We start from the raw sequence: 25,767 nt of genomic DNA on the forward strand, positions 1-25,767 counted from the left end.
CTCAATGTGGCTCTTTCATGAGAGCCAGTGCGATCCTATTCACGGCTGATGCCGCTTGCAAGGATGCCGCCGTGAACCAATCGCTCTCGCCCGCCAAGGCCGCCGCGCTGTTCATCGTCGTAGTGCTGGCCTGGGGCATCAACTGGACGGTGACGAAATCGCTGGTCCAGGCGGTGCCACCGCTGTGGACCGCGGCGATCCGGAGCTGGATTGCCTTGAGCGCCCTGCTGGTGATCCTGCGCGCGAGCGGCAACCTGATCATTCCCGAGATCGCCGATGTCCCGGTCGTCCTGAGCGTGGCGCTGCTGCACATGACCTTCTTCTCGACGCTGGTTGCCACCGGCCTGCGCTATCTGCCGGCGAGCAAGGGCGTTGTGCTCGGCTACACCACGCCGCTCTGGGTCGCGCTCGCCGCTGCCGCTGCAAGAACCGAACGGCTCGGCAAGCTCAAGCTCGCCGGTGTCGCGACAGGGCTGCTCGGGCTGTGCGTGATCCTCAATCCTGCCTCGTTGAACTGGACCAACGCCAACGTCCTGATCGGCGCAGGCATGATCATCCTCGCCGCGATCTGCTGGGCCGCGAACATCATCTACATCCGCTCGCACCGCTGGATCGCGACGCCGCTGCAACTTCTGCTATGGCAAGTTCTGGTCGCGACGCTGGTGCTGACATCGACGGCACTGGTCACGGAAGGCGTGCCCGATGTGACATGGTCGCCCCACCTCGTGCTGCTGTTCCTCTACTCCGGCTTCATCGGCACGGCGCTGGCCTATTGGGCGATGTCTGTCGTCAACAGGAGCCTGCCGGCGTTGACGACGTCGCTCGGCACCACGGCGACGCCGATCGTCGGCATCGTGACGGCGGCGCTGCTCCTGGGCGAACCGATCGACCCGTCGCTGGCCCTTGCCGCAACCCTGATCGTCGGCGGAATAGCGCTGAGCACGCTCGCGGATGCGCCTTCCGGGGCCTGACCTTCAGGCCGGTGCGAGTGGCCTGACCCGCAGAGCGCCGCGCAGGCCTGCGCCGGTACCGAGCAGGATGCCGGCGACAGCGACGAGGGACGACAGCGACAGCGTCGACAATCCGGTCAGGCCCTGGCCGACCGAGCATCCGAACGCCATCACGCCGCCTGCCCCCATCAATGCGGCGCCGCTCGCCGAGCGCAGCATGTGGCGCGGCGACTGATAGCCCTCGAGCTGGAAGCGCCCGGTGACGATCGCCGTGATCAGGCTGCCCGCGAACACGCCGAACACCGTGACGATGCCGAAATTGAGCGTCGAGCCGGTCGACAGCATGACATATTGCAATGCATCCGCGATCGGGGCGACGAAGGTGAGCGATGTCACCGGCGTTGGATTGAAATCATCGGCGCCGAGGTAGCCGGTCGCGTACCACCCCGCAGCGATCAGCACGCCGACGATCAGGCCGGCCACGATCTGACCGAAGGATTTGCGAAACGGCGCATGCGCGAGGGCGAAGACGATCAACGCCGCCGCGAACGCCGAAGCCGCAGCCATCCGCGCCGGGACGGTACCAAGCCCGGCGCTTGCCAGCAGCGCCGGCACCGAGTTGATCGCGGTCGTAACCTGCGAAATCTGCACCATCGCGATCCGCGCCGGTGCGATAAGGCCCTTGAGCGTCATCTCGGCAAAGATGCCGAGCACGATCACGACCACAAAGGAGCGGAGATTGCCGCGCCCGAGCAGAACCAGCGCCCGCGAGCCGCAGCCATTCGACAGCACCATGCCGTAGCCGAACATCAGCCCGCCGAGGAACATCACCGGCGCCGAGAACGACTGCTGCAGGTAGATCGACTTGCCGAGATCGACGAGGCCCGCGGCCGCGAGCAGCTGCGTGGCCGCGATCGCAACGCCCATCGCGAGCGCAAAGGTGCGGACCAGCCTGCTGTCACCAACCGCCCACCAGCCGCGCAGGCCGCTCATCATGCAGAAGCCGCTGAGCAGGCCGACCGAGCCGTAGATCAGGCCGATGATCAGCGCGGAGAGGATGACTATCGTGGCGGAGTCCATGTGAGGTCCTCAAGCGTTCTCGTCATTGCGCGCGAACCGAGCAATCCATATCGCAATGGATTGCTTCGTCGCTTCGTTCTCGCAATTTCGGTGAATCATGGTCGCAGAATCACGCGATCGCGCGACGAGCCGGCGACCGCGACGAACGCGTCCCTCGCCCGCTCCAGCGGAAAGACCGCGCCCGGCCTGATCGGAAACGGCTTCAGATGCCCGCCGGCGAATCCAGGCGCGAGGTCGCGCAGCACCGCGCCGGTCGCGATTGACGACAGTCCGAGCGTATCGATGCCGACATAGGTGTGCTGGCCCCGGTAGAATTCGAGGATGTCGAACTGCACGATGCGATCGACTGCGGCGATCAGGATCTGACGGCCACGCAGCGCCAGCGACTTGTGCGCGGCCTGGAAATAGGGATCGCCGACCGTGTTGAAGACGATGTCGGCGCCCTTGCCGCCGGTCAGCTCGCGCACCTGCGCGGCGACGTCGGTTGTGGACGAATCGATCACCTCGACCGGCGTATTGCCGTGCCCCTCATAGGGCTCGCTCTTGCGCACCACACCCATCACGCGTGCGCCGTGCCAGCCCGCGATCTGCACCGCGGCCTGGCCGACCTTGCCGTTGACGCCCATCACCAGCACCGTTTCGCCTGCCTTTGGCAGGCCGGCGCGGCGAAGGCCTTCCATCGCGGTGACGAAGGGCACGCCAATCCCCGCCGCCTCCTCCCAGGAAATGCCCGACGGCTTCTCCACCGCCGCATCGGCCTCGACAACGAGATGCGTCGCATGGGTGCCGTCGCGGCGGATACCGAGATCGCCGGACGAACCGAACACTTCGCGTCCGATCCAGCCCGCGGGGCCGTCGATCACGACGCCCGCATAGTCGCGGCCCGGGGTGCGCGGGAACACGGCGTAGGGCATCAGCCCGGTCGCGGCCTTGATGTCCGACGGGTTGACCGCCGCGGCCTTCACCTCGATCAGGAGATCGTTTGTCCCGCACGACAGTGCATGCGTCTCGACGACCGGCGCGACCGCGGCAATTGTCTCGGCCTTTGCCAGCAAGCGCACGCGCCGCGCCGCGACAGGATGACGATCTGTTGGCGGAGCCGGCGGCATGAGCATTCCCGTCTTGGTCGTTTTGGCGCGACGCAATGCCCGCGCGGTTCGTTGCCGCCAGGCGGCCTCGTGTCATGACTAATCGACTGACGGGTCAATTCAAGGGGCTTGTTGCTGACCGCGGCCGATGCAGCCGACGTGCCGGCGACAGGTCAGAGTTTCGGTGGCGGAGCCACGCCCAGGATCGCCTCGATCGACAGTCCGAGCCCGAGCAACTTGCCATCGCCCCCCACGGGGCCATCGATCTCGAGCCCCACCGGCAGTCCATCCGGCGTCATGCCGGCGTAGAGCGACAGGCCGGGAAGGCCGGCATTGCTGCCCGGATCGGTGTTGCGGATCATGGTGCCGAAGGTCGGGACCGGCGCGCCACCGTTGACCGACATCTCGCCGGAACCGCTTGTCTCGTCGATGACTGGCGCCGGAGCAATGCAGGTCGGAAACAGGATGGCATCGAGCTTGTTGTCGCGGAAATACGCCGCGTAGATCGCCTGCAGGGCCGGCCGCTGCACCGCCATCACGTCGTCATAGGCGGCGCCGAAGGCATCCGCGGTGATGGCGCCGAACGCGCCGACGACATCGGGGCTTGCTACGCCGGCTGCGATGTCGGCCAAGGTGATGCCCTCGATCCCGGAGGCGGCGAGCCAGGCCGGGATATCCGCGATCGGCTCATGCAGCGCCACGACGAACGACACCTTCTCGTTCTGGGCAAACAGATCGGGCATGTCGACATCGACCAGAACCGCGCCGGCCTCCACGAGCCGGGCGCAGGCCGCGCGGGCGACCGTCTCGACATCGCGATCCAATCCGCTCCAGAAGCAGGCGGGAACGCCGAGGCGCACGCCACGCAGCGGGATGGCCATGGCGAGCGGCGTGCCCGCGATCACGGAATCGAGCAGTGCGACATCAGCAACCGTGCGACCCATCGGCCCGACGGTGTCGCGGGTATGGCTGATCGGAACCACATGGTTGTCGTCGTGATAGCGCCGATCTGCGCCGCCATTGCCGACCGATGGCCGCAAGCCGACAGTGCCGGTCAGTGCCGCGGGCACCCGGGTCGAGCCGCCGGTGTCGGATCCGAGGCCGCAGGTGACGATGCGCGCAGCGATTGCCGCCGACGTTCCGCCCGACGACCCGCCCGGAATCCGGGTCGTGTCGTGTGGATTCCTCACAGGACCGGCAAACGGCGCAAGATTGGTGCTGGTGATGCCGAAGGCAAGCTCGTGCAGATTGGTCTTGCCGATGACAACGGCACCGGCATCGAGCAGCTTTTGCAGCGATGGCGCATTCCGCGTCGCGCGGGCGTGTTGCAGCGCGGGCGTACCGGCGGAGGTCGGCATATCCGATGTGTTGATGTTGTCCTTGATGACAACCGGAAGGCCGGCAAGTGCACCGGTTCGCGCACCGGCATCGACCTGGCGCGCCGCGGCTAGCGCGCCGTCCCGGTTCAGGACGATGAAGGCGTTGAGATGCTTGAGTCGTTCGGCGCGGTCGAGCGCGGCCTCGACGACGCTGACCGCCGTCACCTTCCTGTCGCGGATCGCAGCCACGATCTCCGCGGCGGTCGCTTCATTGCTGGCTGTCATCGAACCCTTCGCTCTCCCGGATTGCGGGCGAGAGGCTATTCTTTCGGCCGCTTGTCGTAAACACGTTTCGCCTTGCCGAGCGAACGCTCCAGCGTCTCGGGGGCGACGACGCGGACGCGGGTCGAGATGCCGATCGTGTTCTTGATGAAGGTCGACACCTTCTCGGCGTGTGCGACGAGCCCGTTGCCGTCCCAGCTCTCGGGACGGGATTCGGCGAGCACCGTCATCTCGTCCATGCGACCCTCGCGGGTCAGCTCGATGATGAAATGGCCACCGCACCAGTCGGTCGCGAGCAGCGCCTCCTCGATCTGGGTGGGGAAGACGTTGACGCCGCGCAGGATGATCATGTCGTCGGAACGGCCGGTGACCTTCTCCATCCGCCGCATGCTCGGCCGCGCGGTGCCCGGCAGCAGGCGCGTCAAATCGCGGGTACGGTAGCGGATGATCGGGAAAGCCTCCTTGGTCAGCGAGGTGAACACCAACTCGCCCTTTTCGCCGTCGGCCAGCACGTTGCCGGTCACGGGATCGATCACCTCGGGATAGAAGTGATCCTCCCAGATGTGCAGGCCGTCCTTGGTCTCCACGCATTCCTGCGCGACGCCGGGGCCGATCACCTCCGAGAGCCCGTAGATGTCGGTGGCGTCCATGTCGAAGGCCTGCTCGATCTCGACCCGCATCGCGTTGGTCCAGGGCTCGGCGCCGAAAATGCCGAATCTCAGCGATGATTTGCGCGGATCGAGCCCGCGCTTCCTGAACTCGTCGAGGATCGCCAGCATATAGCTCGGCGTCACCGTGATGATGTCGGGCTTGAAATCGTTGATCAGCTGTACCTGCCGCTCGGTCATGCCGCCCGAGATCGGCACCACGGTACAGCCGAGCCGTTCGGCGCCGTAATGCGCGCCGAGGCCGCCTGTGAACAGGCCGTAGCCATAGGCGTTGTGCATCAGCATGCCGGTGCGGCCGCCGGCAGCGCGGATCGAGCGCGCCATCACGTCCGACCAGACCTCGATATCACCCCTGGTGTAGCCGACCACGATCGGCTTGCCTGTCGTCCCCGAGGAAGCATGGACGCGGACCAGCTTCTCGCGGGGGACCGCGAACATGTTGAAGGGGTAGTTGTCGCGCAGGTCCGTCTTCACGGTGAACGGAAACTTCGAAAGATCGGAGAGCTGCCGGAAGTCCGAAGGGTGCACGCCGGCCGCGTCGAAGGCCTTCTTGTAGTGCGCGACATTGTCGTAGGCGTGCTGGAGCGACCAGGCGAGCCTTTTGGTCTGCAGCGTCATCATCTCGTCGCGCGAGGCGCGCTCGGCGTCGTCGAGCTCGGCGCGGTAACTACTGTCCTTGACGTTGAGCTTGGGCGAAGCCATCGCACGTTTCCTCTGAGATAATTTATTTGTTTTCGGTTCCGGCCACCGGAAGCCAGGTGCCCGGTATCACCCGTGAATGGCCGCGGAATTCGGCGATCACGGCACTCCCTGCCATGACGCGCACGTCGTAGATGCCCGAGCGGCCGCTGCGCGAGATTTCCCGCGCCGTCGCAACCAGACGGTCGCCGAGCTTGCCCGGCCGGACAAAGGTGATGTTGCCCTGCGCCGCCACGGCACGCTCATTGTGGCTGTTGCAGGCGAAGGCAAAGGCGGAATCGGCGAGCGTGAAGATATAGCCGCCGTGGGCAATGCGCTGGCCATTGACCATGCGCGGCTGCACCGTCATTGCCATCACGGCCAGTCCCGGCTTGATCTCGACAAGCTCCATGCCGAGGCCCTTGCTGGCGTCGTCCTCCTTCCACATCGCATCCGCGCAGGCGCGGGCCATATCGTCGGGCGATAGCGTGGCCTTGACGTTCACGTCAAACTCCCTGTCAACGGGCCCGTTGTGAAGGGCCTCTTCCAAAATCAGTGTCGGGCGCGACGTATGAGGCGTCAACGCTACTTTCCGTCATTCCGGTGCGATGCGCAGCATCGAACCGGAATGACGAACTAGACATGGTCGTAATCGACCACGACCTTCTCCGAGCAAGGCTTGGCCTGGCAGGTCAGGATGAAGCCCGCCTTCAGCTCCCACGGCTCCAGCGAGTAATTCAATTCCATCGCGGCATCGCCCTCGACCAGCTTGGCGCGGCAGGTCGAGCACATGCCGCCCTTGCAGGCGAACGGCAGGTCCATGCCGGCGCGTAGCGCGGCGTCGAGGATCGATTCACCGTCGGCCACCGGTACATCGCGGCGCTTGCCGTCAATGACGAGCGACGCGACCGCCTTCGGCGGCGCGCCGGCTGGCACGACCGTCTTCGGCCGCGGCTTGCCGCCGAACTCCGAGACGAAACGTTCGACATGGATCCGCTCGTCGGCGATACCGATCTCGCGGCAGGTCGCCTCGACGATCTCGCTCATCCCGGTCGGACCGCAGATGAAGACGTGATCGACGCTTGCGGCCGGCACCAGCGAGCGCAGCAGCACCCTCACCTTGTCTCCGTCGAGCCGCCCGTGCAGGATCGGGATGTCCTGCTCCTCGCCCGAGATGACGTGGAACACCGACAGCCGCTGCATGAAGCGGTCCTTCAGCTCCTCCAGCGCCTCGCGGAACAGCATGCCCTCGGCCGAGCGGTTGCCGTAGAACAGGAAGAAGCGGCTATGAGGCTCCCGCGCCAGCACGCCCTTGACGATCGAGAGGATCGGCGTGATGCCGCTGCCGGCGGCAAAGCCGACATAGAGGCGCGCCTGGTCGGGGGCGTGCGTGACGCCGAAGCGCCCGGTCGGCGTCATCACATCAAGCTCATCGCCGGCCTTCAGGTCATCCGCGGCCCAGTTCGAGAACGCGCCGCCATCGACCTTCTTCACGGCGATGCGCAGCTCACCATCGTCGGGCCCGGAACAGATCGAATAGGAGCGGCGGATCTCCTCGCCGTCCATCGTGGTGCGCAGCGTCAGGTACTGGCCGGGGACGAAGCTGTAATCGTTTCGCAGATCCGCGGGGATCGCGAAGGTCATGGACACGGCATCCGGCGCCTCGCGGCGCAGATCGTTGACGGCCAGACGGTGAAAGCGTGGAGTCGACATGGTCAATGACACTTGAAATAGTCGAAGGGTTCACGGCAGCTCCTGCAACGCCACAGCGCCTTGCAGGAGGTCGAGCCGAATTCGGACAGCAGTTCGGTCGCTATGGAGCCGCATTGCGGGCATGCCACCTGCTGCTCGCCGAACAGCGCGCGGCGCGAGGAGCCCGGCAGCGGCGGCGCGATGCCGTATTCCTTCAGCTTGCGGCGGCCGTCCTCGCTCATCCAGTCGGTGGTCCAGGCCGGCGACAGCACGGTGCGCACTCTTGGCCGGAAAATACCTTCACGTTCCAGCGCGAGCTCGATCTCCAGCGCGATCATGTTCATCGCTGGACAGCCGGAATAGGTCGGCGTGATCGCGACCTCGACATGGCCGTCGCTGACCACGACGTCGCGCAGCACGCCGAGATCGGCGATCGTCAGCACCGGAATCTCGGGATCGACCACCTGCGCGGCCGCGCTCCAGGCGCGCTGGCGCAGGTCGGCATCGCTGATCGCAACCGTCACCATGTCGTCCCCGGAAAGGTCCGCTGCAAGGATTGCAGCTCGCTGAGGAGATGGCCGAGATGTTCGCTGTGGCTGCCGCTGCGTCCGCCCTGCTGCATCCAGTTGTTGGATGGCGGCCGCAGCGTCGCTTCGCTGATCACGCCGGTCACCGTCTTGAGCCAGCGCGACTTCAGCGCCGCGGGGTCGATCGCAATGCCGGCATCGATCAGGCCGCGCTCGCTGTCGTCGACCGCAAACATCTCGCCGGTATAGGCCCAGAGATCGTCGATCGCATCCTGCACGCGGCGATGGCTCTCCTCGGTGCCGTCGCCGAGCCGGACGATCCACTCCGAGGAATGCCTCAGGTGATAGGCACTCTCCTTCTCCGACTTCGCCGCAATCGCGGCCAGCGTCGGATCGGAGGAAGCCATCATCGCGCGCCAGTAGAGATCGGCGAACGCCGCATAAAAGAACTGCCGCGCCATGGTACGGGCGAAGTCGCCATTCGGCTGCTCCAGCAGCAGCAGATTGCGATACTGGCGGACATCGCGCAGATAGGCGAACTTGTCCTCGTCATTACCGGCGCCTTCGACCTTGGCGGCATAGGTGTAAAGCTCGCGCGCCTGGCCGAGCAGGTCGAGGCCCATATTGGCAAGCGCCATGTCCTCTTCCAGCGCGGGCGCATGGCCGCACCATTCGGAGAGCCGGTGACCCAGGATCAGCGCATCGTCGGCGCGGCGCAGCGCGTAGAGCACCAGCGGGGTTTCGGAGACCTTGATGTTCGCGACGGCCATTGGTCAAACTCGCTGATTTCTCGTCATTGCGAGGAACGGAGCGACGAAGCAAGCCACGTTTGCTTTGCTGCCCGATGGATTGATTCGCTTCGTCGCAACGACAAAGCGAAGGCGCCAATTCACATATGCCCGACTTCGTCGGGCACGTCGTAGAAGGTCGGGTGGCGGTAGATCTTCGATTCCGCCGGCTCGAACATCATGCCCTTCTCGGACGGATCGGACGCCGTGATCGCGTTCGACGGCACCACCCAGATCGAGAGGCCCTCGCCACGGCGGGTGTAGACGTCGCGCGCAGCTTGCAGCGCCAGCGTGGCGTCGGCCGCGTGCAGCGACCCGACATGCTTGTGCGCGAGCCCGTTTCGGCTGCGGATGAAGACTTCCCAAAGCGGCGTGTTCGGCGTGGCCATCCCGGTCCTCCCTTATTCCGCGGCTTGCGCGAGCCGGCGGCCCTTGCGCTTTTCGGCATGGGCAGCCGCAGCCTCGCGCACCCACGCGCCCTCCTCATGCGCCTTGCGGCGCGCCGCAAGCCGGTCGCGGTTGCAGGGGCCGTTGCCGGCAAGGACCTGCTTGAACTCTTCCCAGTCGATCGGGCTGTATTCCCAATTGCCGTTCTCGTTCTGCTTCATGCCGGGATCGGGAATGGTCAGGCCAAGGAACTGCGCCTGCGGCACGGTGGCGTCGACGAATTTCTGGCGCAGCTCGTCGTTTGAGAAACGCTTGATCTTCCACTTCGTGGAGGTGTCGCTGTGCTGGCTGGCCTGGTCCGGTGGTCCGAACATCATCAGCACCGGCCACCACCAGCGATCGAGCGCATTCTGCGCCATCGCCTTCTGCTCCTCGGTACCGCGGCACAGCGTCAGCACGATCTCGAAACCCTGGCGCTGGTGGAACGATTCCTCCTTGCAGACGCGGATCATCGCGCGCGCATAGGGGCCGTAGGAACAACGGCAGAGCGGAATCTGGTTCATGATCGCCGCGCCGTCGACCAGCCAGCCGATGGTGCCGATGTCGGCCCAGGTCAGCGTCGGATAGTTGAAGATCGAGGAATATTTCGCCTTGCCGGCGAGCATGGCATCGACGAGCTCCTCGCGCGAGGTGCCGAGCGTCTCGGCGGCGGCGTAGAGATAGAGCCCGTGGCCGCATTCGTCCTGCACCTTGGCAAGCAGCGCGGCCTTGCGGCGCAGCGACGGGGCGCGGGTGATCCAGTTGCCCTCGGGCAGCATGCCGACGATTTCGGAATGGGCGTGCTGGGAGATCTGCCGGGTCAGCGTCTTGCGGTAGGCCGCGGGCATCCAGTCATTCGGCTCGATGCGCTCGTCCTCATCGATGCGGGCCTGGAACTGCGCCGCACGGGCGGCATCCTCGACCGCGCGATCGTCGCCGTCGGATGTGTTGAGCGCCTGCGTGTACATGGCCGACCTCCCGGATGTTGTTGACGTCAACATATAACATAAAAATCATAATGCAAGAAGTTTTTGTAACATATTTCATATCCCCTCGAAACGACGCCCGAGGGCGCCGTTCGGCTTCGGCAGCGGCCCGTCCTCGTTGGTTGCGTGGTCGTCAAGCCATTGTTCCGACGGTGAAAGCAGCCCGCGATAGATCTCTCCGCAGAGCTTTCGCGCCGCCCTGCCCGGCCAGTCGCCGGGCAACAACGGCGCCGGCAGCAGCGGGTCGCGCAGCACAACGCGCCGGTAATGGTGGATCAAGAGGATTCGCGCCGTGAAGGCGTCGACGTCGCTGAGCGTCTCGCCCCGGCCGATCCAGTTTCGAAGCGGCTCGAACGTCCTGATGAATTTCAGATAGGCATCGGCGGTGCGATCGAGCGGCCAGCTCTCGCTGAGCAACCGCCGGCCGCTGTCGTCCTCGGCCGACACCTCGAGCCGGATGGCGCGCGCCGCTTCATCGGGGATCGGCGCGCCCGATGGTGCAACCCACACCCCTGGCAACGGGCTGCCGAAGCCGGCATTCTTCAGCGCGTCGCGCGCGGCGTCGCGATCCTCGGCATTGCCGATCAGCAGCAACTCGAAGCGGCCGGTCCAGTCCGACGGCGGCGGATCGTAGATATGCTTCGTGGCGGTATCGAACGTCTGCCGGCCCTTCTTGATCAGCCGATAGAAGCTGTTGCGGCCGACCCTGCTCCGCTCGAGCCAGCCGTCGGCGGCGAGCCGCGACATCGCGGTGCGCACCACGTTGCCGTCGGTGTCGAGCGATTGGAAGAATTCCAGCAGCGTGCCGAGCCACACCGAGCCGCCGCGCGGCACGATGGCGTCGCCGAACACGGTGATGATGATCGAGCCGGTACGCGACGGCTCGCGCTTCAGCTGGTCGACGATGCGGGCAAGCGGCTGCGGCATGCCCTAGGGCATACCGCGTTTTACCGATTCACGACAATGCGCGTGCGCGACGTTACCGGTTGGGATCCGGATAGACGACGCTGCGCCAGCCGCTGCGGTCGAACGGGGCCCATTCGCCTTCCTTCTGCGCGAGGCGATCGGCGACGGCGTAGACGACGGCGGGGTGATGACCCATGCCGCAATGGCTGCTTTCGACCTCGATGCTTTCGGACATCGACGAGGTCTGCTCGCGGCAGCCCTGCCAGGCGCAGACACCGTCGGTGCGGCTGAAGACGGCGGTGGTCGGCACCGGCGGCGCACCGGCGAGCGAGCCGCCGAAGCGGGCATCCTCCTCCTCGGCGCGCCGGCCGCTGGCCATCTCATAGACGCGCCAGGCGTTGGTCGCCTTCGGGCCGGATGCAAACGGGCTGCCGAGCGTGATCACCTGGCGCACGCGTTCCGGCATCATCTTGGCGAGCTGGCGAGCATAAAGGCCGCCGAGGCTCCAGCCGACCAGCGAGACCTTTCGGCCCTGCTTGTCATTGATTTCCTGTAGCAGATCGACCATCGCGTGCTGCACGCCCGGCCGCAGGCCGAGATTGCGGCCCTGGCGCCAGCCGCTGACGGCGTAGCCCTTGCTGGCGAGGAAGCTGCGCAGCGGCCGTGTCGATGTATCCGACGCGATCAGCCCGGGCAGCACCAGCACCGGATGCCCGTCCCCGCGCGGTGCGAGGCTGAGCAATGGCAATGCACCGAGGAAGGCACCGAGTTCGTGGATGGCACGGCCTTCCAGAAACATCAGCGTCCTGGACGGCGGGCGTAGCGTCTGCGCAGCAACGGACATTCGAGCTCCTGTTCTGATCGGCCCCTGACGTGTCGGCAGCCGTCGCCCGGATCAAAGGGTTTGAGTCAGTGGCATTGACGCAAACCCTGCGGAATCGTTCCGCAACGCAACAATCTGTCGTGAAAAGCTAGGGAACCGATCACTTTCTTGCAAGCGGTCGAGATCACACTTGCTCACGCTTGCCACAACTAAAAGCGCCGGCGTGCCAAATCGGTCACAGCAGCCGCAGCACATATTCCAGCGTGTAAAGCGCCAGACCAGCAAGCCCGCCGATCAGCGAGCCGTTGAAGCGGATATATTGCAGGTCCTTGCCGACATTGACCTCGATCAGCGCGATGAGCTGCTCCATGTCCCAGCTCTTCATCTGGTCGGCGATGAAGGTGGAAACCCCGCTCTTCTGCTCGGCGACGACCGTGCGCAGGATCGCAACGAGGCCCTGGTTGATCTCGCCACGCAGCTCCACGTCACCGGCCAGCGCGTCGCCGGCATCGACGAACATGCGCGCGAGCTGATGCTGCAGCACCTGCGACTCGCCGGAGGCGCTGCGCTGGATGAAGTCCTTTACATTCGCCCAGACCGTGCGCCCGAGATTGGCGAGCTCCGGTCGCGCCATCAGGTCGCGCTTGAGGCCATCGATCCGGTCGGCGAATGCCTTGTCGCTGCCGAGCCGGTCGACGAAGGACAGCAGCATGCGGTCGAATTCGCCGCGGAACGGATGCTGGGGATCGTTGCGCACCTCCTCGAAGAACTTGGTGGCCGAGGCGATGATCCGGTTCACCACGAACTTGTCGGCGCGATAGAGCTTGAGCAGCGTGGGCATCTCGCCGCGAACCTTGTCGCGGATCACGGCCATGGTTTCCTTCTGCGTCAGCGTCTGATGCAGCGCGCGCAGGATGTCGTCGAGCAGGCCCTCGTGCTTGCCTTCCTGCACGAAGCCGCGCAGCGCGCCCGCTGCGAGCGGAGCGAGATCAACCGACAGGATCTGCGTGGTGACGCGCCGGGTGATGAACTGCATCAGGCCCGAATTCTCCGTCGCCGCAAACGCCTCGGGCAGCATCCGCAACACGAAGCGCGCCAGATCCTCAGATCGCTTGCGGTCGCGCAGCCAGTCGGCGATGAAGGTACCGAAATCGATCTCGCGCAGTTTGGCGTCGACCGGCTCGGCTTCAAGGAAATTGCTCTCGATGAACTCGCCGAGTTTCTCGGCGATGCGCGCCTGGTTGCTCTGAATGATCGCGGTGTGCGGGATCGGCAATCCCAGCGGCCGCTTGAACAGCGCGACGACGGCGTACCAGTCGGCGAGCCCGCCGATCGTCGCGGCCTCGGCAAAGGCAGCGACGAAGCCGAAGGCCGGATGCATCGGCAACAGCGCCTTTGACGTGACGAAGATGATGAAGGTCGCCGCCAGCACGCCGGTCGCCAGCCACTTCACGCGCCGCAATTCGGCCGCGCGTTCGACGTCGATGGGCGTTGCGATCAGGGTGGCGGGAAGGGTCATGACTGCTCGACGTTGTTGCGTCGGCTCCAATGCTAACCGTCATTGCGAGCGAAACGAAGCAATCCATGCAACAACGCGAGGACAGATGGACTGCATCGTCGCCTGCGCTCCTCGCAATGACGAGAAGGCGGCAGCGATGATCTAGGACCTGCCTTCACAAAAAGAAGGCCCGCCTAAGCGGGCCTTCGAATTGGACAGTTGGCCGGATCAGCGCGATCAGGCGGTCTTGCCGTAGACCTTGGCGAAGTTCTCCTGCGCGGTCTTCGCGCCGTCGGAGACGAGCTTGCCGAGATACTCGGTGGTGGCCTTCGCCCGCGAGACGAACAGTTCGCCACGCGCACGGACCATCTCCGACTGGATCTGGGCGGCTTCGCTGAACGACTTGGCGGAAGCGAGCTTCTCGATGCCGTTGAAGAACGCTTCGGCGTCCTGGTAGATCGCCTGCTGAACGTTGCGGCTGACCTTGGCGGCCTCGGTCACCGAACCGGCAACGGCGGATTCGATCACGGCGGTCACCTTCTCGGAGCCGGCATAGGCGTCGGCAGCGCGGGTCTTGGCGGTCTCGGCCTGCTTCTTCACGAACTCACGGGCGGCTTCCGGAACTTCCAGGTTCTGGAGCTTGGTGAACGCCTCGGTGACGGGCGCGAAGGCTTCCTTGACGCTGTTCAGCACGGAATTGGTTTCGGTGGTCATTGGGGTCTCTCCATCCTCAGGTTTGAGCTATGGGCTCACCCCGTCCGGATTGGCCCGGGGCAGGTGTGTTATGTCATGGTTGATGGTGCGTCGCAACATCTATGGTGCAGCGCGAAATCACGAATCCGTGAAATGCATAAGAATTCGGCAAACTGCCTGCGGAACCGGCTCACGCCGGTATCAAATTACTGCTCCACCGCTCCCGGCAGTCCGTAGGCCTCCATCTGCGCCCGAACCTGCGCGACATTGTGCCCAAGCACGACAATGTCGTGCGTCTTGCCCTCGACATCGCGGACGTGGTCTCGCAACAGGGCTTCCGCCTTGAAGCCGAGGCTTTCGAACAGTGCGATCGCCGCGCGCTGGTCGACCGTCATCTGCACCGAGAATTTCTCGAGCCCGGCCCCCAGCGCAATCGCGAAGGTCTCCTGCGACAGCGCCCGGCCGACGCCCTGCCCGCGGACATCGAGCGACACCACCATGCGGATCTCGGCGACATGCGGCGACCAGGAATGCGGATCGCGCACCAGCGTGCCGCAACCGACCACCTTGCCGTCCTTGATCGCCAGCAGGCTTGTAATGTCGCCGCGCTCGATTTCGTTGATCCAGGCCGACAACACCTTCGGTTTAGAGATATTGCGCGGCAGGAACAAGAGATCATGCGTCGGCAGCGCCTGCGCGAAGGCCAGCACCGCGGCCTCGTCGGCCCGCGTCATCAGGCGAAATTCGATGTCGCCCGCCTCGGTCTTGACGTGGCGCGGATAGGAACGTTGTTCGGTCATGTCGATCTCTTGCCCAACCAGGAGTCCAGTTTCGGCCACAGCCGCTTGATTGCGTTGGCGCCGGCGACGAGCGAGACGTGACCGCCTTTCAGCATCACCTCCTCCTTGTCCTCGGAGCCGATCTTGGTGATCAGGTGTTTCGCTGCGTCATACGGCACGATGTGGTCGTGCTCGGCGACCGCATGCAGGATCGGCACCTTGATGTCGGCAAGCTTGGCCTGGCGGCCGCCGACCGTCATGGTGTCGTTGTAGAGCTTGTTGTCCCACATCAGGTCCTTGGTGATGGCGCGAAAATACTCGCCCGCCAGCGGCAGCGTGTCGGTCGCCCAGCGGTCGAACATCCGGTAGGACTTGACGAACTCGTCGTTCCAGATGTTCTCCCAGAGCTGCACCTGACCTGCCATGCGCGAAGCCGGCCGCAACATCTCGAACGATTGCAGGATAAGCTCGGGCGGCATGTTGCCTGTGCTGTCGATCAGGCCGTCGACGTCGAAATAGCGGCGGTCGGCGAAGTTCGCGAACAGCTTCATCTCGCGGAAGTCGATCGGCGTGGTGAAGCAGATCAGGTTCTTCATCGGCCCGTCCTTGAAGATCGAGCCGTAGAGCAGCGACAGCACGCCGCCGAAGCAATAGCCGATCACGGAAACGTCGGTCTCGCCGGAATCCTGCTGCACGCGGCGGACGCAGTCCGGAATGAAGTCGAGGACGTAGTCCTCCATGCGCAGCGACTTCTCCTCCGGCTTCGGCGCGGTCCAGTCCAGCATGTAGACGTCGTAGCCGCGCTTGAGCAGGAATTCGATGAAGCTCTGGCCCGGCACCAGGTCGAGGATGTAGCCGCGATTTGTCGTCGCCATCACGATCAGCACCGGCACGCGGTAGACCTCGCTCGCCTGCGGCCGGTAGTGATAGAGATGCATGGTGCCGCGCGAATGCAATTCGTCCTTCGGCGTCGAGCCGAGCGACGGACCCGAGGACGAGAAATACTCGACGCCCTTGATGCTGCGCTGAATCGCGCGCTGCACCTCAGACTGCACCCGCTCCGAGATCGCGGCGAAATCCAATCCGGTGGGAGCATTCATTTGCGCTCTCCCTCTGGCGGTGGTTGTTTGGTACGCGGCGGGCGCGGCTTCGCAGCATAGCCGCCCTCCGGCGCCAGTGAATTGTGGTGCACCTGCTGCAGCAGCGCCTTGATCTCGCTGAGCTGGCCTTCGATCGACTGCAGCCGCTCCGCCATGCCGACGAACTGGGCGCGGCTCGGCATGTTCATCGCCAGCAGGTATTTCTCCATCAGCTCGCCGAGCTGCTTTTGCGCACCCGCAGCGGCGCCGCCGGCCTGATTCATCATCTTGGAGAATTCAGGCGAGGTCATCGCCTGGTTGGCGAAGGAGTTGAATCCCTTCTCCATCTCGCCAATCATGGTCTGCCAGATCACGGCAGGGTCGTTCCCCTTCTCGGCCATTCGGCGTCCCTCCAGACCAATTCCGAGCGCTTGCCGCGCTTCCGCTTGTTTGTGCCATACGACACCGTTGCGGCAGATCGGTCAACAGCGTGGCGTGACCGGCGGCATCGAAAGCCTTCTGCGCTGCGTCAAACCGTGCCATACCAGTCCTGACCGTGATACCAGCAGGGGATGCCCGTGACCTCGCTTGCCCATCAACCGCCGCAGATCATCCACGCCAATGGCATCGACATCTGCTACGAGATCTTCGGCGACGCGAATGCCGAGCCATTGCTGCTGATCATGGGCCTCGGCGCCCAGATGATCCATTGGGACGATGAATTCTGTCGGCAGCTCGCCGCACGCGGCTTCCGCGTCATCCGCTTCGACAACCGCGATATCGGCAAGTCCTCGCATTTGAGTGGCGGCAAGCGCCTCACCGCGCTCGAGTTGCTCAAGCTGCGCTTCCTGAAGATCCCGGTCGCCGCGACCTACAAATTGATCGACATGGCCAGGGACACGATCGCCCTGATGGATGGGCTCGGCATCAGGAAGGCCCACATCGTCGGCGCCTCGATGGGCGGCATGATCGCGCAGGAGATCGCGATCACGTTTCCGGAGCGCGTGCGCTCGCTGACCTCGATCATGTCGACGACCGGCAATCCCAAGATACCGGGCCCGACCCGCGAGGCGGGTGCGGTGCTGATGGCGCCGCCGCCGGCGACCAAAGAGGAATATTTCGTGCGCTTCGCGCAGACCTGGAAGGTGCTGCGCAACGGTTCGTTCCCGCAGGACGAAGCGCTCGACCCCGAGCGCGCGCGGCGCACCTATGAACGCGGTCTCAATCCGGCCGGAGTTGGTCGCCAGCTCCGGGCCATCCTGGCCTCCGGCAACCGCAAGGAGCGCCTGCGCAGCGTCAAGGCACCGACGCTTGTCATCCACGGCACGGTCGATCCGCTGGTGCATCCCGAAGGCGGCAGGGACACCGCGGCCTCGATCCCGGGCGCGAAGCTCGTGATGATCGAGCGCATGGGCCATGCGCTGCCGATCCCGATGTGGCCCGAGATCATCGGCGCGATCGACGAACACGCGCATCGGGCGGCGGCGAAAGCAGCGTAGGCTCCTTGATCGCGATCCAGATCACGTGACGCGCGCCACCACCCCTGCCCGTGGCGCGGACAGCAACCTCATTCACGACGAAGCCGGCGCGCCGAAGCCTGATCGAAAATTTCGCGCTTGGCCCGGACGACCAGACCGCGAGCACGCCGCCACGCCGCATCGCGGCGTAGGCGATCCTCAGCCCGGCGGCGGCGTACAACGCGTCATTGGCCCTGCGGGTGAGACCCTCCGGACCGTTGTCGACGTCGAGCAGGATCGCATCGAAGGTCTGCGGATGTCGTTCGATCTCCTGCGCGACGTCCACCTCCCGAATGCTCACGCGCGGGTCGTTCAGGCAGTCGCCGAAGATTTCCGCCATCGGGCCTCGCGCCCAGCTGACGACCGCCGGCACCAGTTCGGCCACCACGATCTGCGCGCCGCTTCCGAACGCAGCGAGCGCCGCACGGAGGGTAAAGCCCATACCGAGGCCGCCGATGAGCACGCGCGGCCTTGCGACCTTTTCGACGCGCTCTGCGGCAAGCGTGGCGAGTGCAGCTTCCGAGCCCGACAGACGGCTGTTCATCAACTCGTTGGTGCCGAGCTTGATGGAGAATTCGCGCCCCCGCCGCATCAGGCGCAACTCGTCCCCGGTGCCGGGAATGCGCGCCGCGTCGATCTTTTCCCACGGAATCATGCGATGGCATCTAGCATGGCCGACCAGCGAAGGCCCGCCGAACCAGGTCTCCTTGCGGTAACTTTGTGACGTCCGGGTACGCTCTTTCGGGCAGCGGCCGCGGTGCCTATACAGGCAGAGTCGCAACGCGCGACCGGTCACCAGGAGTCTCGAATGAGCTTCAAGTTCCAGCCACTGGCGGCCGTCGCTGCCGCCCTTCTCCTTGCGCTCGCCTCGTACGCGGCCTTGGCAGCCAACAGTGAAACCCGGCAGGAAGCCAACCGCCAGGCCGTGCTCGCCTTCTATGAGAAGGGGCTGAACCAGAAGGATGCCGACGCGGCGCTCGCCTATGTCGGCAACCGCTATGTCCAGCACAATCCCGGCGCCCCCGACGGGCCGGAAGGCTTCCGCAAGTTCATCGCCTTCCTGCGCGACAAGTTCCCGAACTCGCACAGCGAGATCAAGCGCTCCTTCGTCGACGGCGACTACGTCATCCTCCACGTCCACGCCGTGCGCGAGCCCGGCACTCGCGGCAATGCGATCGTCGACATCTTCAAGCTGGAAGACGGCAAGATCGTCGAGCATTGGGACGTGGTGCAGCCGATCCCGGAGAACGCGGCGAACAGCAACACGATGTTCTGACACGCTCCAACGGCTCGGCCGAACCTACCGGCTGCGCGCGAGCCAGCGCTGCGTCGGAAACAGTTGCACGTGCCGGCGGCGCGCCACCTCGCCCCACACGCCCTTGGGCATGAAGAGCATGATCAGGATGGCGAGCGAGCCCAGCACCACCAGATAAAGGCTGCCATACTGGGCGAGATAGGTGACCAGGCCCCATAGCAGCAGCACGCCGACCATCGGGCCTTCAATGGTGCGCACGCCGCCGATCACCACGATGAAGATGACGTATGCCGTCCAGTCGGTGACGCTGAAGGCCGCGTCCGGCGAGATCCGCGCCTTCTGCAGATAGACCATGGCGCCGACCATGCCGGTGGCGAATGCGACCGCAATCCACAACGCGTGGCGAATCCGCGCGGTGCGCACCCCGACGCTGCGCGCCGCTGCCGCATTGTCCCGGCTTGCCGCGAGCGCAAGGCCCATGCGCGATCGCATGAATGCATAGATGCCGAGCGTCACCAGGACGGCGAGCGCAAGTGCAAGCCAGTAGACCAGCACGTCCCGCGCCGCGGCCGGGCGCAGCCCCAGCAGTGCCTGGACCGTCTTCAGCCCGACCATCTGCGACAATTCGCCTGGCGAGATCGACATCCCGGTGCCGCCGCCGAGCGACTTGAACTGCGCGCAGATCAGCCGCAGCGCTTCCGCCGCAACCCAGCTGCCGATCGCAAAGTAAGGCCCTTCCAGTCGGAACAGCAACGGCCCAAGCACCGCGGCGATCAGCGCCGCAAACAGCCCTGCCAGCGGGATCGCCACGACCGGATCGAGCCCCAGCATCACGATGCCGGCAAACAGTGCATAGGCGCCGAGGCCGACAAAGGCCTGCTGCCCGACCGACACCAGCCCACCCCACCCGGCCAGCGCGTTCCAGAGCTGCGCCAGCGTCAGCATCGTCAATACGAAGATCAGATCCTGGATCAGGTTGCGCGATGCGATCGCCGGCAGCGCGGCAAGCGCCAGCACCACGACAACGCCGATGACCGCCGCGATCCGCGACAGCCGCGTGCCGACCCGCATTTGCCACACCGGGACTTCCAACGACCGATCCTCGCGGCTTGCCGGGATCGGGATGCTTTCGACGCTCATGTCCGCCTCGCAGGGAACAGCCCGCGCGGCCGTACCATCAGGACCGCGAGGAAGGTGAGATGGCCGGCGAGGATCTGCCACTCGGGATTGAGGCGGCCGCCGATCGCCTGCGCCAGCCCGAGCACGATGCCGCCGGCCAGCGTGCCCCACAGGCTGCCGAGGCCGCCGATAATCACGGCCTCGAACGCGTAGAGAAGCCGCGCCGGTCCGATCGACGGATCGAAGCTGGCGCGGATGCCGAATACGATCGCCGCGATGACAGACACCGCGAGCGAAAGCCCCACGGCAACCGCGTAGACGTTGCGCTCGTTGATGCCCATCAGTTGCGCGATCGCGGGGCTGTCGGCGGTGGCACGGAACGCGCGACCGAGCGAGGTGCGATAGAAGATGAGTTGCAGCAGCGTGACGGCGGCAACCGCCGTCACCAGCGCCGCGAGCGGCGCGAGCCCCACGCTCAAGCCCGGCGCCAGGGTCACCGACGAGGATTCGAAGGCGCCGGCCTGAAGGCGGCGGCTGTCAGCGCCATAGCCGAGCAGCAACCCGTTCTGGATCACGATCGACAGGCCGAACGTGACGAGCAGCGGCGGCAGGATGTCGTCGCCGAGCACCCGTTCCAGCACCAGCCGCTGCAGCACGAAGCCGAGCACGAACATCGTCGCGACGACCAGCAGGGTCGCGACCGCGAGCGGCACGCCAAGCACGGTTGTCGCGCTGAACACCAGGTACGCCGCGAGCAGGATCAGATCGCCATGGGCCAGATTGACCAGGCGCATGATGCCGAAGATCAGCGACAGGCCGAGCGCGAACAGCGCGTAGACGCCGCCCAGCAGCACGCCTTCGATGATGGTGTCGAACCCGCTCATGGCGCCCTCACGTTCCGAAATAAGCAGCGCGGATCGTCTCCTGATCCACGTCATTGGGCCGTCCGCTCAACGTCACCCGGCCCTCCTGCAGGCAATAGAAGCGATCGGCGGCCCGCAGGGCGCGCGCGATGTCCTGCTCGACCAGCACGACGGCCGTGCCGCCGGCACGGATCTGCGGCAGCATGCGATAGATGTCCTCGACCACGATCGGCGCGAGGCCGAGGCTGATCTCGTCGCACAAGAGCACCGACGGATTGGACATCAGCGCACGGCCGATCGCCACCATCTGTTGCTGACCTCCCGACAGCGCCGTGACGGCGCCGCGCCGCCGCTCCTTCAGCACCGGGAACATGCGGTAGACCGCGGCCAGATCCCACGGTGTGGTGCGTTCGCCGCCATAGGCACCGATCAGAAGGTTCTCCTCGACGCTGAGCGATGGAAACAGCTGCCGTCCTTCCGGGACCAGCGCGAGGCCAAGCCGCACGATGCTGGCAGCCGGCGCGTCGCCGATCGGACGCCCGCTGAAGCGGATGGAATCGGGGCGATTGCGCACCAGCCCGGCCAGCGATTTGAGCATTGTCGACTTGCCGGCACCGTTGGCGCCGATCACGGCGACCGCCTCGCCCTCACGCAGTTCGAAATCGATCCCGAACAGCGCCTGGAAATCGCCATAGAATGCGTCGAGCGCGGTCACGTCGAGGAGCGCGGTCATGCCGGCACGCCCATGTAGATGGTCTCGACCTCACGCGAGCGCATCACCTCTCCAGGCACGCCCTGGGCCACGACCTTGCCGAAGTTCAGCACCACGAGCCGTTGCACCACGGCGAGCAGTGCATGCACCACGTGCTCTATCCAGATGATGCCGACGCCTTCGGCATGGATGGTGCGGATTGTCTCGACCAGTTCGTGGCATTCGGCTTCGGTGAGCCCGCCCGCGATCTCGTCGAGCAACAGCGTGCGGGGCCTCGTCGCCAGCGCCCGCGCCAGTTCGAGCCGCTTGCGGTCGAGCAGTGGAAGGCTGCCGGCCAGCCGGTTCGCCTTGGCCTCGAGGCCGGTCAGGTCGAGCATGCGCCCGCAATGCTGGATCGCATCCGCCTCCGACAGCCCACCGCCGAAAAGGGCTGCCACCGCGAGATTCTCGAACACCGACAGATGATCGAAAGGTTGCGGGATCTGGAACGAGCGGCCGATGCCGGCGCGGCAGCGCGCCTCGGGCGACAGGTTGGTGATGTCGACACCGTCGAGGACGATGCGGCCGGAGTTCGGCCGCAGCAGCCCGGTGATCAGGTTGAACAGCGTCGATTTGCCGGCGCCGTTCGGCCCGATCACCCCGAGCGCCTCGCCCGACGCGAGTGTGAGATCGATCGCGTCGGCGACGACGATGGCGCCAAACGTCTTGGAGATTGCGCGAAGTTCGAGCATGTTCGCCCACCGCATGGTTTCGTCCGGGAGGAGATGCGCGGCAATGACGCGCATCTCGGGAAGCGCGGCCGGCCGTCGCTAGCTCAGGGCCTGCATGTCGCCGCCGAGCGGAATCTGCGGCGCGAGCTTGTTGTCCGTAATCACCATGTCGTATTTGTCGCCGTTGAGCCGCCACTGGCCGCCGACCAGCGGCGTCTTGGCGACGTTCTTCGCCGCAAAGGGTGGCACCGCGCTGGAGCCGAACGCGACCTGGCCGACGATGGTGTCGAGCTTGGTGGCACCGATCGCCTTTGCCAGCGCCGATCCGTCGGTCGGATCGCCGGAGCGCTTGACGGCGTCGATTGCGACCTCGAACAGCGAATGGACGAAGCCGATCGGCTGGGTCCATTGCTTGCCGGAGGCCTGCTCATACCCTCGCGCGAGTTCGGCCGCGCTGACGCCGCTCAGACTCGACTTGTAGGGATGTGTCGGCGTCCACCACACCTCTGTGGAGATGTTGTTGCCACCCTTGCCGAGTGCCTGCACCGAGGCCGGAAACAGCAGCGCCTTGGCGACCGAGACGACCTTCGGCTTCAACCCCTTCTGCCGCGACTGGTTCCAGAACGTGGTGAAGTCGGGCGGAATGATCACGCCGGTGATGACCTCCGCATCGGCGCCGCGGAAGGCGGCGATCTGAGAGCTGAAATCGTCGGTGAGGTTCTGGAAGCGGCCGGGATCGGTGAGCTTGAATCCCTGCTTGGCCAGCACCGGCGGGAAACCGATCGTGGTATCGCCCCAGGCATTGCCGTCGGCGTCGTTCGGGAACAGCGCGCCGACCGACTTGTTGGTCGCGACCTGGCTCCACATGCTGGTGAAGACGCCGATGACATCCTCGAGGCCCCAGAAATAGTGGAAGGTGTATTCGAAGGGCTTCCAGCTCTTGGGATCGCCGGGATTGGCCTGCCGGCCGATGAAGTTGGTCTGCCAGGGTGCAACGGTGGAGATGCACGGCACCTGCTCGAGCTCACATTGCGTCGCCACCGGATTGTTGGTTTCGGGCGTGGCGCCGACCACGATCAGCCCGACATTGTCGCGGGTGATCAACTCCTTGGCGACCTCGGCAGCGCGGTTCGGATTCGACTGGCTATCCTTGGCGATCACCTCGACCGGATAGGTCTGCGATCCGACCTTGACGCCGTCCTTGATGTACTTGCGGAACTCGCCGAGCACGAAATCATCGGCTTCGGCGAAGGCGGCGAGCGGGCCGCTCTTCGGCGAGACATAGCCGATCCTGATCGGCTTGTTGCCGGCGCGCACGACCGGCGCAAACAACGTCGTCGTGCCTGCGGCGGCCAGGCCACCGGCGATACCCTGCAACACGCGGCGGCGGTCGAAAGACGTAGCGTTCAATAGGTCCTTGGCGTTCAACAGGTCCTTGCTCATTTTCCCTCCTCGCTCACGCGCCGGTTTTCACGCGGCTGCCGTTCATTTCGTTCTGAAGACGGTCGGTTGGCGCCGCGCTACGCGGCGGCGACCGACTGCGCTTGCGCCTCCGCGCCGCGGCCGAGGATCCGGCCGAACACCTCGGTCAGGAGGTCGGCGGCATTCGCCACGGCGTTTTTTGCGCGCCATGCGACATACATGTCCGGGCGAACCAGCACGCAGCCGTCTTCGTCCACTTCGCTCTGGCGGTACCAATCGGCGTAGATGTCGAGCGCGTCGCAGCCTTGCGGGCCGATCGTCACCACGTCCACCGGCAGGCCATAGGCCTTCTCGACCGCGGCAGCAGCGGTCCTCCAGCCATCACCGCCGATGCCGGTGAGCAGCGTGAAACGTCCCTTGCCGGCGAGATCGAGGGTCGACTTGCGCTGGCCTTGATGCTCGACCCAGACATGCGGCAGATGCGCGCCGGGCCAGGTGGTCGCCTGATAATAGAGCTCATGATCGCGGGTGAACGCCGGCATCGGCGTCCCGTCGGACACCACGGCCGTCGACCCGTAACGCTGATTCATCTCGACGCCGTGGCAGTTGAACTCGTAGCTCTTGTTGGCGATCGCGTCATAGAGTTTCTTGCGCCGCGCCTTGCCTTCTGTCGTCGACGCCTTGCGCGCTGCAATCGCCTTGCGGGCCTCGACTGGATCGGTCGATGCCAGCAGCCCGACCGCCTCGAAGATCGGCGGGAAATCGCCGATGCTCTTGTTGGCGCGGGTCACGATCTGCTCGCCGACCGGCTGGCGCTCGGCCGAATAGCTCTCGAGCAGCGACGGTGCAGCGTGGCCTTCGAGCACCAGCTTGAGCTTCCAGCAGAGATTGTAGGCGTCCTGGATCGACGTGTTGGAGCCGAGGCCGTTGGTCGGCGGATGGCGGTGCACGGCATCGCCGGCGCAGAACACCCGGCCCGACGAATAGCGCCCCGCATACATCTCGTTCACGGTCCAGGTCGAGGTCGAGGTGACCTTGACGTCGAGGGTCTCGTCACCGACGAGATTGCGCACGATCGAGATGGCTTCGTCGTTGCTGAGCTTACGCTCGCCGTGCTCGATGTCGTAGCCCCAGATGATCAGCCATTCGTTCCACGGCCGCACCATCCGGATCAGGCCGGCACCGATGCCGCCGATCTGCGCGCCCGGCTGCAGCACCCAGTAGAGCACGCTCGGCCGGTGCGCGACGTATTTGCTGAGGTCCGCCTGCACGATGATGTTCATGCTGCCGGCACGACCCATCTGGCCTTCCATCGGAAGGCCGATCACCTCGGCCACCCGGCTGCGGCCGCCATCCGCGCCGATCAGATATTTGGCGCGGATCTGGTAGCTCTCGCCCGACAGCCTGTCCTTCACCGTCGCGGTCACGCCGTCGGCGTCCTGCACCAGATCGAGGAACTCGGTGTTGAATCGCAGCGCGGTGCCACGCTGGCCCGCGGCCTCGATCAGGATCGGCTCGAGGTAATTCTGCGGCAGATCGCAGATGCGGGTGGGGCTCGCAAGATCATAGTCCGCCTTGCGCGACGGATGATTGCCCCACGAATAGAGTCGGCCGAACTCCTCGCCGGCGAGGCTTTCGCAGAACACGTTGTTGGCCATCAGATGCTGCGGCACGGCCTGCGCGACCGCTTTCTCCTCGAGGCCGAGATCGCGCAACACCTCCATCGCGCGCTGGTTGGTGATGTGGGCGCGCGGCGTATCGGCCAGCCAGCCGTATCTGGTGATCAGGATGTGCTTGACGCCGTACATTCCGAGCAGCGCCGCCGACGTTGCGCCGGCCGGGCCGCTGCCGACGACAAGAACGTCGGTCTCGATGAGTTTGCTCGTCATGATCCTCTCCCTGGTCGT

27 protein-coding genes are annotated in these 25,767 nt (G+C 65.4%); 3 read left to right on the top strand and 24 right to left on the bottom strand.

Going from position 1 to position 25,767, the window contains the following annotated elements:
* Window positions 1–71 precede the first annotated feature (71 nt).
* Window positions 72–971, top strand: a complete 900-nt coding sequence (locus tag JQ586_RS14470; protein ID WP_312016966.1) for a DMT family transporter — start codon at window positions 72–74, stop codon at window positions 969–971.
* Window positions 972–974: 3 nt separating this feature from the next.
* Here JQ586_RS14470 and JQ586_RS14475 read toward each other — a convergent pair whose 3' ends face one another.
* The 17 genes from JQ586_RS14475 to JQ586_RS14555 form a co-directional block, all read right to left on the bottom strand.
* Complete coding sequence (locus JQ586_RS14475) at window positions 975–2,030, bottom strand: YeeE/YedE family protein (RefSeq protein WP_212395253.1); 1,056 nt, start codon at window positions 2,028–2,030, stop codon at window positions 975–977.
* 95 nt (window positions 2,031–2,125) lie between these two features.
* Window positions 2,126–3,139, bottom strand: a complete 1,014-nt coding sequence (locus JQ586_RS14480; protein ID WP_212395254.1) for a zinc-binding alcohol dehydrogenase family protein — start codon at window positions 3,137–3,139, stop codon at window positions 2,126–2,128.
* Between the two features lie 152 nt (window positions 3,140–3,291).
* Window positions 3,292–4,722, bottom strand: a complete 1,431-nt coding sequence (iaaH, locus tag JQ586_RS14485; protein WP_212395255.1) for an indoleacetamide hydrolase — start codon at window positions 4,720–4,722, stop codon at window positions 3,292–3,294.
* 35 nt (window positions 4,723–4,757) lie between these two features.
* Window positions 4,758–6,089: a phenylacetate--CoA ligase PaaK gene (gene paaK / locus JQ586_RS14490; protein WP_212395256.1), complete on the bottom strand. Its 1,332-nt coding sequence runs from the start codon at window positions 6,087–6,089 to the stop codon at window positions 4,758–4,760.
* 22 nt (window positions 6,090–6,111) lie between these two features.
* The gene (gene paaI, locus JQ586_RS14495; protein WP_212395257.1) at window positions 6,112–6,570 is read right to left on the bottom strand and encodes a hydroxyphenylacetyl-CoA thioesterase PaaI; all 459 of its coding nucleotides are present in this window, start codon (window positions 6,568–6,570) and stop codon (window positions 6,112–6,114) included.
* A 131-nt stretch (window positions 6,571–6,701) separates the two neighbouring features.
* Window positions 6,702–7,778, bottom strand: a complete 1,077-nt coding sequence (gene paaE, locus JQ586_RS14500; RefSeq protein WP_212395258.1) for a 1,2-phenylacetyl-CoA epoxidase subunit PaaE — start codon at window positions 7,776–7,778, stop codon at window positions 6,702–6,704.
* Between the two features lie 2 nt (window positions 7,779–7,780).
* Window positions 7,781–8,284, bottom strand: coding sequence for a 1,2-phenylacetyl-CoA epoxidase subunit PaaD (gene paaD / locus JQ586_RS14505; protein ID WP_212395259.1), 504 nt, complete (start codon window positions 8,282–8,284; stop codon window positions 7,781–7,783).
* The gene (paaC, locus tag JQ586_RS14510) at window positions 8,278–9,054 is read right to left on the bottom strand and encodes a 1,2-phenylacetyl-CoA epoxidase subunit PaaC (RefSeq protein ID WP_212395260.1); all 777 of its coding nucleotides are present in this window, start codon (window positions 9,052–9,054) and stop codon (window positions 8,278–8,280) included. The genes paaD and paaC overlap by 7 nt, the downstream gene beginning before the upstream one ends.
* 119 nt (window positions 9,055–9,173) lie before the next feature.
* The gene (gene paaB / locus JQ586_RS14515; RefSeq protein WP_212395261.1) at window positions 9,174–9,461 is read right to left on the bottom strand and encodes a 1,2-phenylacetyl-CoA epoxidase subunit PaaB; all 288 of its coding nucleotides are present in this window, start codon (window positions 9,459–9,461) and stop codon (window positions 9,174–9,176) included.
* A 12-nt stretch (window positions 9,462–9,473) separates the two neighbouring features.
* Complete coding sequence (gene paaA / locus JQ586_RS14520) at window positions 9,474–10,466, bottom strand: 1,2-phenylacetyl-CoA epoxidase subunit PaaA (RefSeq protein WP_212395262.1); 993 nt, start codon at window positions 10,464–10,466, stop codon at window positions 9,474–9,476.
* A gap of 75 nt (window positions 10,467–10,541) precedes the next feature.
* On the bottom strand, window positions 10,542–11,411 hold the full coding sequence (gene paaX, locus JQ586_RS14525) for a phenylacetic acid degradation operon negative regulatory protein PaaX (protein ID WP_212395263.1): 870 nt from the start codon (window positions 11,409–11,411) through the stop codon (window positions 10,542–10,544).
* A 52-nt stretch (window positions 11,412–11,463) separates the two neighbouring features.
* Window positions 11,464–12,234, bottom strand: coding sequence for a triacylglycerol lipase (locus tag JQ586_RS14530; RefSeq protein ID WP_212395264.1), 771 nt, complete (start codon window positions 12,232–12,234; stop codon window positions 11,464–11,466).
* 214 nt (window positions 12,235–12,448) lie between these two features.
* Window positions 12,449–13,732 (bottom strand): DUF445 domain-containing protein, encoded by a 1,284-nt coding sequence (locus JQ586_RS14535; RefSeq protein WP_212395265.1) that lies wholly within the window; start codon window positions 13,730–13,732, stop codon window positions 12,449–12,451.
* A 216-nt stretch (window positions 13,733–13,948) separates the two neighbouring features.
* Entirely contained in the window at window positions 13,949–14,425 is a 477-nt protein-coding gene (locus JQ586_RS14540) for a phasin (protein ID WP_212395266.1), read from the bottom strand.
* Between the two features lie 185 nt (window positions 14,426–14,610).
* Entirely contained in the window at window positions 14,611–15,204 is a 594-nt protein-coding gene (locus JQ586_RS14545; RefSeq protein ID WP_212395267.1) for a GNAT family N-acetyltransferase, read from the bottom strand.
* Complete coding sequence (locus JQ586_RS14550; protein ID WP_212395268.1) at window positions 15,201–16,283, bottom strand: alpha/beta fold hydrolase; 1,083 nt, start codon at window positions 16,281–16,283, stop codon at window positions 15,201–15,203. The genes JQ586_RS14545 and JQ586_RS14550 overlap by 4 nt, the downstream gene beginning before the upstream one ends.
* Window positions 16,280–16,663 (bottom strand): hypothetical protein, encoded by a 384-nt coding sequence (locus JQ586_RS14555; RefSeq protein WP_212395269.1) that lies wholly within the window; start codon window positions 16,661–16,663, stop codon window positions 16,280–16,282. Before JQ586_RS14555 ends, JQ586_RS14550 begins: the two co-directional genes overlap by 4 nt.
* A 171-nt stretch (window positions 16,664–16,834) precedes the next feature.
* Between JQ586_RS14555 and JQ586_RS14560 the strand changes: the two genes are divergently transcribed.
* Window positions 16,835–17,761, top strand: a complete 927-nt coding sequence (locus tag JQ586_RS14560; protein ID WP_212395270.1) for an alpha/beta fold hydrolase — start codon at window positions 16,835–16,837, stop codon at window positions 17,759–17,761.
* Here the strand turns inward: JQ586_RS14560 and JQ586_RS14565 are convergent.
* The gene (locus JQ586_RS14565) at window positions 17,709–18,434 is read right to left on the bottom strand and encodes a spermidine synthase (RefSeq protein ID WP_212395332.1); all 726 of its coding nucleotides are present in this window, start codon (window positions 18,432–18,434) and stop codon (window positions 17,709–17,711) included. The genes JQ586_RS14560 and JQ586_RS14565 overlap by 53 nt on opposite strands.
* A gap of 153 nt (window positions 18,435–18,587) precedes the next feature.
* On the opposite strand from JQ586_RS14565, the gene JQ586_RS14570 reads away from it, so the two are divergent.
* Window positions 18,588–19,055, top strand: a complete 468-nt coding sequence (locus JQ586_RS14570; RefSeq protein ID WP_212395271.1) for a nuclear transport factor 2 family protein — start codon at window positions 18,588–18,590, stop codon at window positions 19,053–19,055.
* Window positions 19,056–19,079: 24 nt separating this feature from the next.
* Here JQ586_RS14570 and JQ586_RS14575 read toward each other — a convergent pair whose 3' ends face one another.
* From JQ586_RS14575 to JQ586_RS14600, 6 genes are all read right to left on the bottom strand, one after another.
* Window positions 19,080–20,174, bottom strand: coding sequence for a branched-chain amino acid ABC transporter permease (locus tag JQ586_RS14575; RefSeq protein WP_212395272.1), 1,095 nt, complete (start codon window positions 20,172–20,174; stop codon window positions 19,080–19,082).
* Window positions 20,171–21,037 carry a branched-chain amino acid ABC transporter permease gene (locus JQ586_RS14580; protein ID WP_212395273.1) on the bottom strand — a complete coding sequence of 289 codons (867 nt, stop codon included), beginning with the start codon at window positions 21,035–21,037 and terminating at the stop codon, window positions 20,171–20,173. Before JQ586_RS14580 ends, JQ586_RS14575 begins: the two co-directional genes overlap by 4 nt.
* Before the next feature lie 7 nt (window positions 21,038–21,044).
* On the bottom strand, window positions 21,045–21,749 hold the full coding sequence (locus JQ586_RS14585; protein ID WP_212395274.1) for an ABC transporter ATP-binding protein: 705 nt from the start codon (window positions 21,747–21,749) through the stop codon (window positions 21,045–21,047).
* Complete coding sequence (locus tag JQ586_RS14590) at window positions 21,746–22,459, bottom strand: ABC transporter ATP-binding protein (protein ID WP_249147585.1); 714 nt, start codon at window positions 22,457–22,459, stop codon at window positions 21,746–21,748. The genes JQ586_RS14585 and JQ586_RS14590 overlap by 4 nt, the downstream gene beginning before the upstream one ends.
* A 78-nt stretch (window positions 22,460–22,537) precedes the next feature.
* On the bottom strand, window positions 22,538–23,881 hold the full coding sequence (locus JQ586_RS14595) for an ABC transporter substrate-binding protein (protein ID WP_212395276.1): 1,344 nt from the start codon (window positions 23,879–23,881) through the stop codon (window positions 22,538–22,540).
* 77 nt (window positions 23,882–23,958) lie between these two features.
* Window positions 23,959–25,749, bottom strand: coding sequence for an FAD-dependent monooxygenase (locus JQ586_RS14600; protein WP_212395277.1), 1,791 nt, complete (start codon window positions 25,747–25,749; stop codon window positions 23,959–23,961).
* Window positions 25,750–25,767: the final 18 nt, after the last annotated feature.

Source organism: Bradyrhizobium jicamae (assembly GCF_018130215.1).
GTDB classification, from domain to species: Bacteria; Pseudomonadota; Alphaproteobacteria; order Rhizobiales; family Xanthobacteraceae; genus Bradyrhizobium; species Bradyrhizobium jicamae_A.

Excerpts from the sequence above, each read along its gene's own strand:
- JQ586_RS14540 (WP_212395266.1), bottom strand. The coding sequence starts at position 14,425 with ATGACCACCGAAACCAATTCCGTGCTGAACAGCGTCAAGGAAGCCTTC.
- JQ586_RS14600 (WP_212395277.1), bottom strand. The coding sequence starts at position 25,749 with ATGACGAGCAAACTCATCGAGACCGACGTTCTTGTCGTCGGCAGCGGC.
- JQ586_RS14575 (WP_212395272.1), bottom strand. The coding sequence starts at position 20,174 with ATGAGCGTCGAAAGCATCCCGATCCCGGCAAGCCGCGAGGATCGGTCG.
- JQ586_RS14580 (WP_212395273.1), bottom strand. The coding sequence starts at position 21,037 with ATGAGCGGGTTCGACACCATCATCGAAGGCGTGCTGCTGGGCGGCGTC.
- paaE (WP_212395258.1), bottom strand. The coding sequence starts at position 7,778 with ATGTCGACTCCACGCTTTCACCGTCTGGCCGTCAACGATCTGCGCCGC.
- paaK (WP_212395256.1), bottom strand. The coding sequence starts at position 6,089 with ATGGCTTCGCCCAAGCTCAACGTCAAGGACAGTAGTTACCGCGCCGAG.
- JQ586_RS14545 (WP_212395267.1), bottom strand. The coding sequence starts at position 15,204 with ATGACCGAACAACGTTCCTATCCGCGCCACGTCAAGACCGAGGCGGGC.
- JQ586_RS14550 (WP_212395268.1), bottom strand. The coding sequence starts at position 16,283 with ATGAATGCTCCCACCGGATTGGATTTCGCCGCGATCTCGGAGCGGGTG.
- JQ586_RS14480 (WP_212395254.1), bottom strand. The coding sequence starts at position 3,139 with ATGCCGCCGGCTCCGCCAACAGATCGTCATCCTGTCGCGGCGCGGCGC.
- JQ586_RS14565 (WP_212395332.1), bottom strand. The coding sequence starts at position 18,434 with ATGATTCCGTGGGAAAAGATCGACGCGGCGCGCATTCCCGGCACCGGG.
- paaC (WP_212395260.1), bottom strand. The coding sequence starts at position 9,054 with ATGGCCGTCGCGAACATCAAGGTCTCCGAAACCCCGCTGGTGCTCTAC.
- paaX (WP_212395263.1), bottom strand. The coding sequence starts at position 11,411 with ATGCCGCAGCCGCTTGCCCGCATCGTCGACCAGCTGAAGCGCGAGCCG.
- paaD (WP_212395259.1), bottom strand. The coding sequence starts at position 8,284 with ATGGTGACGGTTGCGATCAGCGATGCCGACCTGCGCCAGCGCGCCTGG.
- JQ586_RS14570 (WP_212395271.1), top strand. The coding sequence starts at position 18,588 with ATGAGCTTCAAGTTCCAGCCACTGGCGGCCGTCGCTGCCGCCCTTCTC.
- iaaH (WP_212395255.1), bottom strand. The coding sequence starts at position 4,722 with ATGACAGCCAGCAATGAAGCGACCGCCGCGGAGATCGTGGCTGCGATC.
- JQ586_RS14590 (WP_249147585.1), bottom strand. The coding sequence starts at position 22,459 with ATGCTCGAACTTCGCGCAATCTCCAAGACGTTTGGCGCCATCGTCGTC.
- paaA (WP_212395262.1), bottom strand. The coding sequence starts at position 10,466 with ATGTACACGCAGGCGCTCAACACATCCGACGGCGACGATCGCGCGGTC.
- JQ586_RS14475 (WP_212395253.1), bottom strand. The coding sequence starts at position 2,030 with ATGGACTCCGCCACGATAGTCATCCTCTCCGCGCTGATCATCGGCCTG.
- JQ586_RS14585 (WP_212395274.1), bottom strand. The coding sequence starts at position 21,749 with ATGACCGCGCTCCTCGACGTGACCGCGCTCGACGCATTCTATGGCGAT.
- JQ586_RS14555 (WP_212395269.1), bottom strand. The coding sequence starts at position 16,663 with ATGGCCGAGAAGGGGAACGACCCTGCCGTGATCTGGCAGACCATGATT.
- paaB (WP_212395261.1), bottom strand. The coding sequence starts at position 9,461 with ATGGCCACGCCGAACACGCCGCTTTGGGAAGTCTTCATCCGCAGCCGA.
- JQ586_RS14535 (WP_212395265.1), bottom strand. The coding sequence starts at position 13,732 with ATGACCCTTCCCGCCACCCTGATCGCAACGCCCATCGACGTCGAACGC.
- JQ586_RS14530 (WP_212395264.1), bottom strand. The coding sequence starts at position 12,234 with ATGTCCGTTGCTGCGCAGACGCTACGCCCGCCGTCCAGGACGCTGATG.
- JQ586_RS14595 (WP_212395276.1), bottom strand. The coding sequence starts at position 23,881 with ATGAGCAAGGACCTGTTGAACGCCAAGGACCTATTGAACGCTACGTCT.
- JQ586_RS14560 (WP_212395270.1), top strand. The coding sequence starts at position 16,835 with ATGCCCGTGACCTCGCTTGCCCATCAACCGCCGCAGATCATCCACGCC.